At 69.4% G+C, this 12,389-nt stretch carries 11 protein-coding genes and 1 other RNA gene; 7 read left to right on the forward strand and 5 right to left on the reverse strand.

Annotated elements, in window-relative coordinates; translation table 11 throughout:
- The first annotated feature begins 105 nt into the window (after positions 1-105).
- The gene (locus GNX95_RS19880) at positions 106-1,362 is read left to right on the forward strand and encodes a M23 family metallopeptidase (protein ID WP_163508901.1); all 1,257 of its coding nucleotides are present in this window, start codon (positions 106-108) and stop codon (positions 1,360-1,362) included.
- Here GNX95_RS19880 and GNX95_RS19885 read toward each other — a convergent pair.
- Entirely contained in the window at positions 1,344-1,784 is a 441-nt protein-coding gene (locus GNX95_RS19885) for a DUF6174 domain-containing protein (protein ID WP_163508902.1), read from the reverse strand. The genes GNX95_RS19880 and GNX95_RS19885 overlap by 19 nt on opposite strands.
- Positions 1,785-1,877: 93 nt before the next feature.
- Between GNX95_RS19885 and smpB the strand changes: the two genes are divergently transcribed.
- The 5 genes from smpB to GNX95_RS19910 all read left to right on the forward strand — a co-directional run bounded on the left by smpB (position 1,878) and on the right by GNX95_RS19910 (position 5,247).
- Positions 1,878-2,354, forward strand: a complete 477-nt coding sequence (gene smpB / locus GNX95_RS19890; RefSeq protein ID WP_163508903.1) for an SsrA-binding protein SmpB — start codon at positions 1,878-1,880, stop codon at positions 2,352-2,354.
- A complete protein-coding gene (locus GNX95_RS19895; protein WP_163508904.1) occupies positions 2,351-3,238 on the forward strand; it encodes an amidohydrolase family protein in 888 nt (295 codons plus the stop codon). The genes smpB and GNX95_RS19895 overlap by 4 nt, the downstream gene beginning before the upstream one ends.
- A gap of 52 nt (positions 3,239-3,290) precedes the next feature.
- Positions 3,291-3,663, forward strand: a transfer-messenger RNA (tmRNA) gene (gene ssrA, locus GNX95_RS19900).
- A 163-nt stretch (positions 3,664-3,826) separates the two neighbouring features.
- Positions 3,827-4,501: a VOC family protein gene (locus tag GNX95_RS19905; protein ID WP_163508905.1), complete on the forward strand. Its 675-nt coding sequence runs from the start codon at positions 3,827-3,829 to the stop codon at positions 4,499-4,501.
- Between the two features lie 68 nt (positions 4,502-4,569).
- Entirely contained in the window at positions 4,570-5,247 is a 678-nt protein-coding gene (locus GNX95_RS19910; RefSeq protein ID WP_163508906.1) for a DUF899 domain-containing protein, read from the forward strand.
- A gap of 43 nt (positions 5,248-5,290) precedes the next feature.
- On the opposite strand, the gene GNX95_RS19915 is transcribed toward GNX95_RS19910, so the two are convergent.
- Genes GNX95_RS19915 through GNX95_RS19930 form a run of 4 tightly spaced genes read right to left on the reverse strand, consistent with a single transcriptional unit; the run spans position 5,291 to position 8,644 of the window.
- Positions 5,291-5,680, reverse strand: a complete 390-nt coding sequence (locus tag GNX95_RS19915) for a hypothetical protein (RefSeq protein WP_163508907.1) — start codon at positions 5,678-5,680, stop codon at positions 5,291-5,293.
- A 20-nt stretch (positions 5,681-5,700) separates the two neighbouring features.
- On the reverse strand, positions 5,701-6,711 hold the full coding sequence (locus GNX95_RS19920) for a phage baseplate protein (protein WP_163508908.1): 1,011 nt from the start codon (positions 6,709-6,711) through the stop codon (positions 5,701-5,703).
- A 2-nt stretch (positions 6,712-6,713) separates the two neighbouring features.
- Positions 6,714-7,685, reverse strand: a complete 972-nt coding sequence (locus GNX95_RS19925; protein ID WP_163508909.1) for an NlpC/P60 family protein — start codon at positions 7,683-7,685, stop codon at positions 6,714-6,716.
- A 26-nt stretch (positions 7,686-7,711) separates the two neighbouring features.
- Positions 7,712-8,644, reverse strand: a complete 933-nt coding sequence (locus tag GNX95_RS19930) for a glycoside hydrolase family 26 protein (protein ID WP_163508910.1) — start codon at positions 8,642-8,644, stop codon at positions 7,712-7,714.
- A gap of 210 nt (positions 8,645-8,854) precedes the next feature.
- Between GNX95_RS19930 and GNX95_RS19935 the strand changes: the two genes are divergently transcribed.
- The gene (locus GNX95_RS19935; protein ID WP_163508911.1) at positions 8,855-12,385 is read left to right on the forward strand and encodes an nSTAND1 domain-containing NTPase; all 3,531 of its coding nucleotides are present in this window, start codon (positions 8,855-8,857) and stop codon (positions 12,383-12,385) included.
- The last annotated feature ends 4 nt before the right edge of the window (positions 12,386-12,389 follow it).

A 12,389-nucleotide genomic window follows, 5' to 3' on the forward strand; every position in this document is an offset into this window, starting at 1 on the left:
GGGTATTTGGGTGCCGGATGTGACACGCTGATACTGCTGTGGCGTTTGTGATTTGCGCATAACAGTCGTACCCTCACCCTCGACTTGAGATTGAGGGAGTGCGTTATGCGGCGCGCACAGGTGGCGGTGGTGGCTGCGGTGCTGGTCATCGCGGCGATGGTCTGGACCCAGCCGGCGCTCGGCGACAAGAAGCCGACGCCGAGCGACAAGCAGGCGGTCGACAAGCAGCTCGCGCAGGCGGCGGCGGTGCTGGAAGGCGTCACCGGCAAGGCTCAGCAGGCCGCCGCAGCGCTGGCCAGGGCCAACGCGATGCTTCCCGGCGCCAAGTCGGCCGTCGCGCGTACGCAGGGCCAGGTGGCCGCCGCGCAGGTGGTGTCGGCCGCGGCCCAGCGTGCGGCGGCGCAGGCCAAGGCGGCCCTGGCGGCCGCGGCGCAGCAGGTCAGCGCGGCCGACAAGGCGGTGACCGACGCGCGCGACACGGTCGGTACGTTCGCGGCCGACGCATACAAGGGCATCAGCATGGTCAACCTCGGCGCCATCCTGGAGGCCGAGTCGCCGTCGCAGCTGGCGACCAACATCGCCTATCTCGACCAGGTGTCGGCCAAGCAGCGCCGCGCGCTCAACGCGGCCACACAGGCACGGCAGTCAGCGACCGAGATCCGCAACGCGTACGCGCTCAAGAAGCAGGCCGCCGACGCGGCCGCCAGCCAGGCAGCGGCGGCCGTGACGGCCGCGCAGGCGGCGGCCGCGGCGGCGACAGCGGCGCAGACGCAGGTGCAGACGCTGATCACCCAGCAGACGAGCGCCACCCAGGCCGTCAACGCACAGCGTGCGAACGTGTTGGCGCAGGTCAACCGGCTGCAGGCGGAGTCCAACCGGATCGCGGCCCAGCTCAACCTGGTGCCGACCTCACCGATCGGCCGCGGCGTGAGCGGCGGTGGCTCGCTGCTCTCGTGGGGTTACCTGATGAAGCCGGTGAACGGCTGGAAGTCCAGCGACTTCGGCTATCGGTACGACCCGTACTACCGCGTCTGGCAGCTGCACGCGGGCACCGACATCGCCGCGCCGCACGGCACACCGATCTACGCCGCGGCTCCAGGACGGGTGGTGCGCGCCGGCTGGAACGGCGGCTATGGCAACTACACGTGCATCTATCACGGCCGGCTGCGCGACGGCCGCGGCGTGACCACCTGCTACGGCCACCAGTCGGCGATCCTGGTCGACACCGGCGACTACGTACGCCGTGGCCAGGTCATCGGCCGGGTCGGCACCACCGGCGCCTCGACCGGCAACCACCTGCACTTCGAGGTGCGCCTCGACGGCACGCCGGTCAACCCGCTGCGTTACCTGGCGATCTCATAGCTGGAGATCGAGAAACAGGCCTCGTCGTCGATCGCGTTCGCGTTCTGGTCGATGGTGATCCGTACGGGATGGCCGTCGGTCGGGTCGTGGTCGATCGTGGCGACATGCGCGCCGTGCTGCCGCGCACGCGCCAGCTCGGCGAGCAGCCCGCCGATGGTCGGCACCGGATCGCCGTGCGACGGATGCGCCACCGCATAGCGGCCCGCCTGGTCCAGCCCGGTCGCACGGGTGACGTGGTGACCGGCGACCTCCACTCGAAACCGTCCGAACAGCGGTCGCTCGCCACAAGTCGAGTCGAGGACGTATGCATAGCTCGCCGGCTCCGTCCACTGGCTCGGTGACGGGGTCGCGCGTACGAGCTGCTCCGGCTGGTGAGCGCAGCCAGCCAGCAGGGCGACCGACAGGAACATGGCAGCTTTCATGGCCGTTGGATGTGGCCGGCGGTCGTACGGTTCCCAAAAAATCGTTTCGGCGGCTCACGTAAACTTGCCGTTCGGATCATCTGGAGGTGTGCTGTGCCGCGCGAGACAGGTCGCAAGGTCATCGCGTCCAACCGCAAGGCGCGGCATGACTACGCGATCATCGACACGTACGAGGCCGGTGTCATGCTGACCGGCACCGAGGTCAAGTCGCTCCGGCTCGGCCGTGCGTCGCTGGTCGACGGCTTCGCATTGATCGAGGACGGCGAGGTCTGGCTGCACGGCGTCCACATCCCCGAATACCTGCAGGGGACGTGGACCAACCACGCGCCGCGCCGCAAGCGCAAGCTGCTGTTGCACCGCGGCGAGATCGAGAAGCTGATCGGCAAGACCCGCGAAGGCGGGCTGACGCTGGTGCCGCTGTCGCTCTATTTCGTCGACGGGAAGGTCAAGGTCGAGCTGGCGCTCGCGCGAGGCAAGCGCGCGTACGACAAGCGCCAGGATCTGGCCCGCCGCGACGCCGACCGCGAGGTGCTGCGCGCGCTCGGCCGGCGCACGAAAGGGATGGGTTGACCGAGCCGCCGGCCATCGACGCCGACATCCCGGCGTACTGGCGGTCGCTCGGCCTGCCGGGCCTCATCGACACCCACACGCACTTCCTGCCGCGGCGGATGCAGGAGAAGGTGTGGGCCTACTTCGACCGGGGCTCGGCCAACTACGGCACCGAGTGGCCGGTCGTCTACCGGCTGCCGGAGGCTGCTCGCGTCGAGTTGCTGCGGTCGTGGGGCGTACGCGCGTTTCCCTCGCTGCCCTATCCGCACAAGCCGGGGATGGCCGCCTGGCTCAACGACGAGGCCCTGAAGTTTGCCGCCGGAGTGCCCGAAGTGCTGCCGTCGGCGACGTTCTTTCCGGAGCCTGAGGCGCTGTCGTACGTGACGGCCGCGCTCGACGCCGGCGCGCGGATCTTCAAGGTCCACGTGCAGATCGGCGGCTTCGACCCGCGCGACGAGGTGCTGGCGCCGGTCTGGGGCCTGCTCGCCGAGGCATCAGTGCCGGTCGTCGTGCACTGCGGCTCCGGTCCACTGCGTGGCGCGTACACCGGCCCGGGACCGTTCGGCGAGGTGCTGGCGGCACATCCGGCGCTGGTGGCGGTCATCGCGCACGCCGGCATGCCGGACTACGGCGCGTTCCTCGACCTGGCGGCGGCGTACCAGCGTGTCTACCTCGACACCACGATGGTGGCGACCGACTTCACCGAGTCGCTGATGCCGCTGCCAGCGCCCGTAGCCGCACGTTATGCGGACTTCGGCGACCGCATTCTGTTCGGCTCGGACTTCCCGTCGATCCCGCACTCGTACGCCCACCAGCTCGCATCCATCCACCGCCTCGGCTTCGGCTCCGCGTGGCTGCGCGCCGTCCTCCACGACAACGCCGCCGCGCTCTTCGGCATCGGCTGAGGACTAATTCGCTTGGCCGACGCGTTATGCTTGGTGTCTGTCCGTACAACCAGGGGGTGAATGGTCTCGACTCCGGACGTCGAGTCAGGGGAAGCGTGTCGAGGAAGCCGACGATCATCTCGTTAACGACTAACGTCGGAAACCAATAAGCGCCGCTCCTAAGCAGCGCCAGCTCGCTCTCGCCGCCTAGGCCAGAGCGACTGTGTCAGACCGGGGATGTCTCCGACCCGGATCCTGGCATCGACTAGGGGACTCACCGGTCCAGCCGGCCACGGGTTGGATCGGGACATCGCACAGTGGCTGGGCCTGTCGCACCAGCTTGCTCGCGTGACTGGTGAGGCCAAGTAGGGACACCGCGAGCTGCACACGGAGAAGCCCTGGCAAGCCGCCGGAGGACCCGGGTTCAATTCCCGGCACCTCCACTCCTGGATGGCTCGTGCTCGCGGAGAGCACGAGCCATCGTCGTTTCGGTATCGCCATGGGGGCGGAGCCCCCAGACCCCGGCCCGGGGGGCAAGCCCCCGGACCCGCAGGTGTGGTGACGTCGTTCTCGTGTGTTGCGCTGCGTGTGGCGTCGTACGCTCGGCGCATGTTTCATCTTGATCATCTCTGCCTCGGTGTCCGCGACTTCGAAGACGGCGTCCGCAGAGTGCACGAGGAGACCGGGCTCGCCCACTACTACGGTGGCGTCCTGGCTGGCAGCATCGCCAACACGATCTTTCCGCTCGGCGAGGACGTCTACCTGGAGGTCGAGGGTGTGACCGGTCCCGACGCGTCCAGCTCCGAGGCGGCCGGATGGTTCGACGGGCTCCTGGCCGACGGCGCCGACCGCTGGATGTTCTGGAGCTTGCGCGCCGACACCCTTGAGGAGATGACCGCGGTCGCGCAGCGGCTCGGCGGCGAGGTGGCGCGGGTTCCCGGTCGCGTCCAGCCCGACGGCACACAGCGCATCATCACCACCGCACCCGGCCCCGGCCGCGTCTTCGACACCTGTTGGCGCCGCGGCCTGCCAAACTGGTTCTACCGGGACGACCCGGCAACCAACCCGGACCGTGCGGCGGCCGCGCACGGTGAGCGTGGGAGGGTCGTGACCCGGCTGGAGATCGGCGCTGACGCGGAGAAACTGCGCGAACACATCGGCGCCGAGACCTTCGACCGGCTGCCGTTGTCAGTCGTATCGGGCCAGCCAGGCGTGCACGCGGTCACGGTACGCACCGCGTCCGGCCGCGAGGTCACGCTGCGCAGGGATCCGGCCGACCTGTAGAAGTCCCGATGACTTTTGGACTCGGCTCGAGTCGACATAGTCGACACCCGTACGCCGAAGGGACACCCATGAGCGCACTACCGCCTGTCGTCGACGCGGAGACCTGGCAGCGACAGCTCGACGACCTGCGAAAGCGGGAGAAAGCCGCCACCAGAGAGCTCGACGCGATCGCCGCGCAGCGCCGCCACCTGCCGATGGTCGAAATGCCGGACTACACGCTGGAAGGCGAGAACGGTCCGACGCGGCTCGTCGACGTGTTCGACGGCAAGTCGCAGCTGATCGTCTACAACCACATGTGGTCGCCCGGCGAGGAATGGCAGTGCGGCGGCTGCACCAGCCTGACCTCGCAGTACACCCGGCTCGACTTCCTGGCCAAGTACGACGCGCGGTTCGTCATCGTGACACAAGGGACGATCGAGGAAGCGGTTGCGTACAAGCGCAAGGTCGGCAACACGATGGCCTGGTATTCGACCGCCAACAGTCCGTTCGGCGCGGATGTCGATGCGCCGGCCGGCGGCGGTTTCGCGGTCAACGTGTTCCTGCGCGACGGCGACACCGTCTATCGGACCTGGCACACCAACGGCCGCGGCACCGAGCAGCTGGCCTACACCTTCGCGCTGGTCGACGTGCTGCCGTACGGCCGGCAGGAGGAATGGCAGGACTCGCCAGAAGGTTGGCCGCAGTCGCCGACCTACAGCAGGTGGAGCAGCTCGCAGGAAATCGCCGCGCTATACGGAAAAGCCTGACGCGACATCCGGCGGCCGGTGGCCGGCCGCCGGATATCTCACGTCAGGTGTGCCAGGCGCCGGACTCCGCGCAGTCGTCCGGCCAGTTGTTCACTTCGGTGCAGACCTTGACGAATATGTACGGATGCGTGTTTTCGTCGAAGTCGAAGTTGTATGTCTCCGGCGCGCCGGCATATCCGTTGTAGTTCCAGTGTTTCGGATGCCAGTCACCGTTGGGGTAGCGCCACTGGAAATAGGTTGGATGGCCGTCTGCGGCCAGGTCGTGGAGCACGAAGATGTCGCCGGTCTGGTGGAAGTCGACACGCGCACTTTTCGCGCTGTTCCACAGATAGTGCACGGTGTCCGCGCTCGCCGGCGTGCCGGTGGCGAGCATTGCCGCGCCGGTCGCGCCTGCGACGGCCGCGCAAGCGATGCGGCGTAACGAGTGGGTCATGTCAGGTCCTCCTTGTACGGTCAGGTGGTCGAGTCGAGGTAGTAGAGGTTGGCCATCCGCTTTCCGGGATGTGTTCCGGAGGCGAGTCCGATCGCCAGCCGCGCCGGTTTTCCGCCGGCCGGCAGCCAGATCGACAGGCCCTCCGGTTCGCGGTATTTCCGGCCGCTGCCGGCTGTCATCGGCACGTCCTGGACAACCGCTCCGCCGGCTTCCAGGTCGAAGGAGAGCAGCCGTGGCGGATCCGACGTGTGACCGCTGGCGTCTTCGCCGCGTCCGGTCAGGTAGTAGCCGTAACGGCCCAGTACGGCCCATCCCTGCGCCAGTCGCGCTGTGGTCGTGCCGGCGACTTTCGGCGTCGGCATGGGTACGTTGCGGTAGATTGGCGCGCCGAAGTCGCCGGCACGTGCACGAGTCAGGTCGAAAACCGATATGTCAAAGGCTTTCACCGCCGGTCGGTAACAGCGTACGAACAGCCGGTTGTTGACCGGATCTATGCCAGGAGTGAATTGCTCGGCTCCGGTCACCGGCAGGTAATGCGGCAGTCCTGCCGAGCTCCTGGTCAGCGTTTTCCCGGCGCTGAACCGGAATCGAGTGATGCGCGTGCCACGGCCGGTTTTCTTGCCGTCACTGGTCTTCACCTTGTTGTCGATCTCGACCCACAGATACGCGCCGGTGCCGGCCGGCTCCACCGCGATGCTGGCGCCGTGGCCGAATCCCTTGAGCAGCATCCAAGCCGCGCCGGTCCGGTGCGGATCGGCCAGGTCGACCCTGGTGATCGTCAGGTTGCCGGCTTCTTCGTCCGCTGCCGCGGTGTCCGCGACCTGCGCGGTGTAAACGTGGTTGTTGGTGCTGTCGAAGGCGAAACCCTGCATGACGGAGCCGGCGTGCAGGTGCACCTTCTCGAAGACGGTGTGCGGCTGGCCGGCCAGGTCGAAGCGACCGGCCGCTTCTGGCTTGGCAAAACCAAACGCCGCTCCGGCGGCCAGGCCGGCGCCGGTGGTCAGCAGTTCACGTCTGCTCAGCGTCGGCATCGTCACAGCTCCGGGCTGCCGTGGACGTAGACGGCGCCGAGCCAGCTTTTGCCGTCGTTGTTCTTGTTCCAGTCGAGCCAGCCATCGGTGGTGAGGCCGGCGGTGCTGCTGGCCCTGTACGTGACCTCGCAGCTGACGCTGCCGGACGCTGCCGCGTTGACCGCGGCCTTGGCGGAACAGCCACCTTCCACGACCGTACGATCGACGTGCTGGATCTGGACGTGTGTGCTGAACCCGTCGAACTTGGCCGTGCCGATGGTCTGGCTGTCGTCGCTGCCGGTCGACGGCTTCCAGCTGAGCACCAGCCAGCCGTGCAGCGTGCCGGCGTCGTCGCGGATGCACGTCACCGTCGTGATGTCGAGGTTTCGTACGCCTTTCAACGAAATCGTACGCGCCGGCGTGGTGGCGCAGTGGTCGCCGGCCGCCAGCGTGCCAGCCGTGCCGGCGGTGGCGTCCATGATTTTGTTGTAGCGATAGGCGTCATAACCGGAATAGCTGCTCAGCGACGCGGTGTCGTGGTTCATGTCGGTGGCTGTGCTGCCTTCGCTGTAGTAGGTGAACCGCGTGTGCGCGCTGTCGGCCCAGCCGGCGAAAAGCACGGTGTGGTGACCCGGATCGTCCAGGATGTCACCGGGCTTGAGGTTGGCCTTGCTGATTTTCGTGGCGTACTCCGGCAGGCTCACGGTTGTCGGCGAGCCGAGACCGGTTTTGGCCAGGTGCCAGGCCATCGAGACGAAACCGGAGCAGTCGGTGCGGTAGGTGTGTGCGCCATCCGGGTCCGTGGCGGTGGCGCTCTGGCTGTACGGCACGTTGCGCGCGAACCAGTTTTCCGCGCGAGCGATCACCTCGGCTCTGGTGATGTACTTGCCGGGCTGGTCGCCGGCCGCCTGCGCCGGACCGGTCAGCGCCAGCGCGCCGACCGCCGCCGCGGCGGCGACAACCGCGACCAGCCGTGAAATCGAGCGTATTCGCATGTGCTGTGATCCTTTCTGCTGCCCGGTCACAGGCCGGGATCGGTGTAGGAGCGGTGATAGGTGCTGCTGGCGTCTTTGGCGACCGCGACCACGGGAGCCGACGAGGACGGCGTCGGCGACGCTCCGCCGCCGGCGGAGTCGTACCAGGAGAAGACCACGGCCGACGGCCGGCCGCCGCTGCCGTGGCTGGCCGCGAAGTCCAGGTGGTCGCGGACCCAGCGTGCCTTGTGTCCGGCGTCGTTCGGGTCCTCCTTCGCGCCGATTTCGTAGACACCCCAAGGAATGTCGTGCTTGACCGCGTACGCGTAGACGCCGCCGTACTGGCCTGGTGCCGCCGCGACCGGCCAGTCGTCCTCGCCGTACGCGTCGACCGTCACCGCGTCCAGCACTCCGTCGCCGGGCCACAGCGACTCCGGCTCCGGACCGGCGTTGTTGGTCTTGTTGAACAGAAACCCGGTGACGTTCATGACCAGATACACGTGCGGATGGCCGTGCGCCCGCGCCGCCCGCACGATCGGCGCGTACGACCGGATCATCCGCACGTAGTCGGCGGCGGTCAGCTGACCGCGCCGCACCATCGCGTCAATCTCGTGGTCTGGTGTGAGAAACGCGGTGTGGCCGCTCGGAATCGACGCGACCAGGCTGCGAAACGCGGCCGTGCTGTCCACGCGAGGCGCCGGGTGGAAGCTGTAGAGCGACGCGCGGCTGCCGACATCGGAGGCCGCCGGCGTCTTGGCGAAGTCAGTCGGCACGCCGGCGCCCGGCGTCGAATAGCTGCGCCGCGCGGTCAACGGACCATAGCGGCTGTTCGCGGTCCGCCACTGGGCATCGGCGTTGCCGCCAGCCTCGGCGTCTGGCGCGGCGCCGATCAGGAAGGCCGGCGTCGCCGCCGCACGCAACGCCGCCGCCGGATGCAACAGCGACAGCACGACGAGCGCGGCCATCACGAGTTTGTGCATGGAGGTCCTTTCCGCTGCTGACCCGGCCGAGATTGCCGCCGCGGCCGCCGCGCGGACCAGGGGTTTCCCGTTGCCAACCGGAACGGGAAACCCCGAAACGGGGATATTCCGACGGGAATTGCCGGATTCGTCTACGCTCGCGACGGGGCAGGTCAACCACGGGTTTCGGCGCCGGTCACGGCGACCGATCGGACGGGGGTGACCGCTCACATGGACGGCGTACGGACTGGCGACGGTGAGCCCGCGGTCGGCGCGGAGCTGCGCCGGCTGCGTACGGATCGGCAGCTCTCGCTGGCGCAGCTGGCTCGCCAGGTGCACTACAGCAAGGGCTATCTGAGCAAGCTGGAGACCGGCGAGAAGCGCATCACCCCCGACGTGGCGCGCCGCTGCGACGAAGTGCTCGACACCGGAGGCGCGCTGGCCGCGCTGGTGCCGACGCGTACGCGCCGGTCGGAGCCGATCGGTGAGTGTCCGTATCGAGGCCTGGCGGCCTTCGGCGAGCGCGACGTGCGGTGGTTCTTCGGCCGCGAGCGGGCCACCGCCGACCTGTTGTCGCTGGTCGCCGACCGTCTCGGTGGCGGCGGGCCGGTGGCCGTGGTGGCGCCGTCCGGCGCCGGCAAGTCGTCGCTGCTGCGCGCCGGTCTCCTGCCGGCGCTCGCTCGCGGCGCGCTGCCGGGCTCGGCCGACTGGCCGGTGGCGGTGTGTACGCCGACCGCCGAACCGCTGGCCGCGCTGCGGACCGTGCTCGACCGGCTCGCTGGCTCGGAGCGATTCGCGCTGGTCGTCGACCAGTTCGAGGAGACGTTCACCGACTGCCCCGACGAGGACGAGCGGCGCGCCTACATAGACGCACTGTGCGCGGTGGCCGAGCGTCCGCACGCGGTCGTCGTGCTCGGCGTACGAGCCGACCTGTACGGGCGCTGCCTGGACTATCCGCGGCTGCTGGCCGGACTGCGCGCCGGCCAGCTGCCGCTGGGACCGATGACCGCCGACGAGCTGCGCGACGCGATCGTACGGCCGGCCAAGGCCGCCGGGATCGAGCTCGAACCAGGCCTGGTCGAGCTGCTGCTCAGCGATCTCGAACCGTCAGGAGCGCTGCCGCTGCTGTCGCACGCGCTGCTGGCGACCTGGCAGCAGAGCGACGGACGGCGGCTGACGGTCGACGGCTATCGGCGCACCGGTGGCATCCGGCAGGCCGCGGCGACCACCGCGGAGCGCGCGTACGGCCAGCTGGACGCCGAACATCGACGCGCGGCCAGGCAGCTGTTGCTGCGGCTCGTACGCGTCGAGGAAGACGGCGAGCACCTGCGCCGGATCCACCGCGACCGGCTGCTCGGTGGCGCGACCGAGCAGGTGCTGGAGGCTTTCAGCGCGGCTCGGTTGCTGACTGTCGACGCCGACCACGTGCGGATCGCGCACGAGGCGATGCTGCGCGCGTGGCCGCGGCTGCGCGAGTGGATCCAGGCTAACCGCGCCGACCTGCGTACGCACCAGCAGCTCGCCGACGCCGCCGAGGAATGGCGGCACGACCAGGCGATGCTCTATCGCGGTGCGCGGCTGGCGCTGGTCCGCGACTGGATCGCCACACCGCCGTCCGAGATCGAGCTCAGCGCCGCCGAGCGCGCGTTTCTCACCGCGTCGATCGACGCTGACGAAGGCCAGCGCCACGCTGAACGCCGGCGTACGCGGCAGCTGCGTCGGCTGGTTGCCGCGCTCACCGTCCTGCTGGTGATCGCCGTCGCGGTTGGCGGGCTGGCCGTCTACCAGCGCGACGAGCTCGGACAGCAGCAGCGCGCGGCGCTGGCCAACGCACTGGCCGCACGCTCGGCGGCGCTTGCGGCGAAGCAGCCGGACGCGGCCATCACGCTGGCGCTGGCCGGCTATCGGCAGGCGGCGACGGCACAGGCGCTGAGCGCGTTGCTGAGTGCTCAAGGGCAGTATTTCGCCGGCCGGCTCGCCGGCCACACCGCGAGCGTGCGCGACGTGGCGGTGAGCGCTGAGGGGCGTACGGTCGCCACCGCGAGCGACGACGGCACCATCAGGCTGTGGAATCCGGTCGATCACCGCCAGACACGGTTGATCGCGCCGCATGCCGGTCGCGTGCGCGCGCTGGCGCTGCGGGGATCGACGCTGGCGGCCGCGACCGAGGACAACGTCGTGCGCCTCTGGGACCTGCGTACGCAGGCGGCGCCGGTGGTCGTACGCGCAGCGGCCAACGACGTCGAGCTGTCGCCGGACGGCACGCGGCTGGCGACCGCCGGCCGCAGCGGCACGCTGACCTTGTGGAGCACCGCTGGCCAGCAGATCGCCGTCGTCGGCTCGCAAGGCGCGCCGGTGACCTCGATCGCCTTCAGCCCAGACGGCAGGAGCGTGGCCACCGGCGGCAAGGACGGCACGGCGCGCGTCTGGAAGGTCGGACAGCCGCTCGTCGTCGACGCGCACGCTGGCTGGATCCGTGCCGTCGCGATCAGTCCGGACGGTCGTACGCTCGCGACCGGCGGACCGGCCGTACAGCTGTGGGACCTGGCCAGTGGTCGCCGCATCGCCACGCTGACCGGCCACACCGCGGACGTGACCTCGGTGGCGTTCAGCCCGGACGGCCGTACGCTCGCCAGCGCCAGCCTGGACGAGACCGTGCGGCTGTGGGACCTGCCCTCGGCACAACCGGTCGCCACGCTGACCGGCCACGGCCAGGCCGTCAACGCGGTCGCGTACGCGCCGGACGGACGCACCGTCTTCAGCGCCAGCGGCGACGACACCGTGCTGCTCTGGGACCTCGCCGGCGCCACGGTCACCCCGCGGCCGGTCGACCAGCGGTTCGCCGTCGATCTCAGTCCGGACGGTCGGCTGCTGGCCAGCACCGGCGGCGGACCGACCGTGACGCTGACCGACGCGCTCCGGCATACGCAGGTCGCCGTGCTGTCCGGCCACACCGACCGGGTCGGCGCGGTCGCCTTCGCACCCGACGGCCGTACGCTCGCGACCGGCAGCTGGGACCGCACGATCAGGCTGTGGGACGTGGCGACGCACCGGCCGGTCGCGGTGCTCGCCGGCCACACCGGTCGCGTGCGGTCGCTCGCGTTTTCGCCTGACGGTCGTACGCTCGCCAGCACCGGAGCCGACGGCGCGCTGCGGTTGTGGAACCTTGCCAGCCACCAGGCCAAAACCGTGTTGTCCGGCATCGACGTGGAGCGAGTGGCCGTCAGCCCGACGGGCCGTACGCTCGCGGTCGCCGCCGCTGACGGCACCATCCGGCTCGTCGACACCGCCTCCGGGCGGCTCGTCGCCACGATGGCGGCGCATGTCGCCTCTGGCCGGCTCGCGTACGTCGACGAAGGGCTGCTCGCCGCGAGCGGACCGAACGACTCCGTCCAGCTGTGGTCCCTCACGACACATCGCGTCGTCGGCACACTCGCCGGCCACGCCGGTGTCGTCAACGCGATCGCGGTCAGTCCGGATGGCCGGGAGATCGCCACCGGCGCCAAGGACGACAGCACGCAGATCTGGGATGTCGGGTCGCGCACACTCGTCGCGACTCTCACCGGGCCGACCGCGCCAATCTCCGATGTGGTCTTCGGCCATGACGGCCGTACGCTGGCCGCCACCAGCAGCGACACGACCGTACGACTGTTTGATCTGGACGCGGCGCGGGTGGCGGCGCAGCTGTGTCAACGTATCGATCCGATCCAACCGGGCCGGGTGGCCGACCTCGACCTCGGCCAACAACTCGATCTCTGCTGAGTTC

Origin of the sequence: Fodinicola acaciae (assembly GCF_010993745.1) — a bacterium.
GTDB lineage: Bacteria > Actinomycetota > Actinomycetes > Mycobacteriales > HKI-0501 > Fodinicola > Fodinicola acaciae.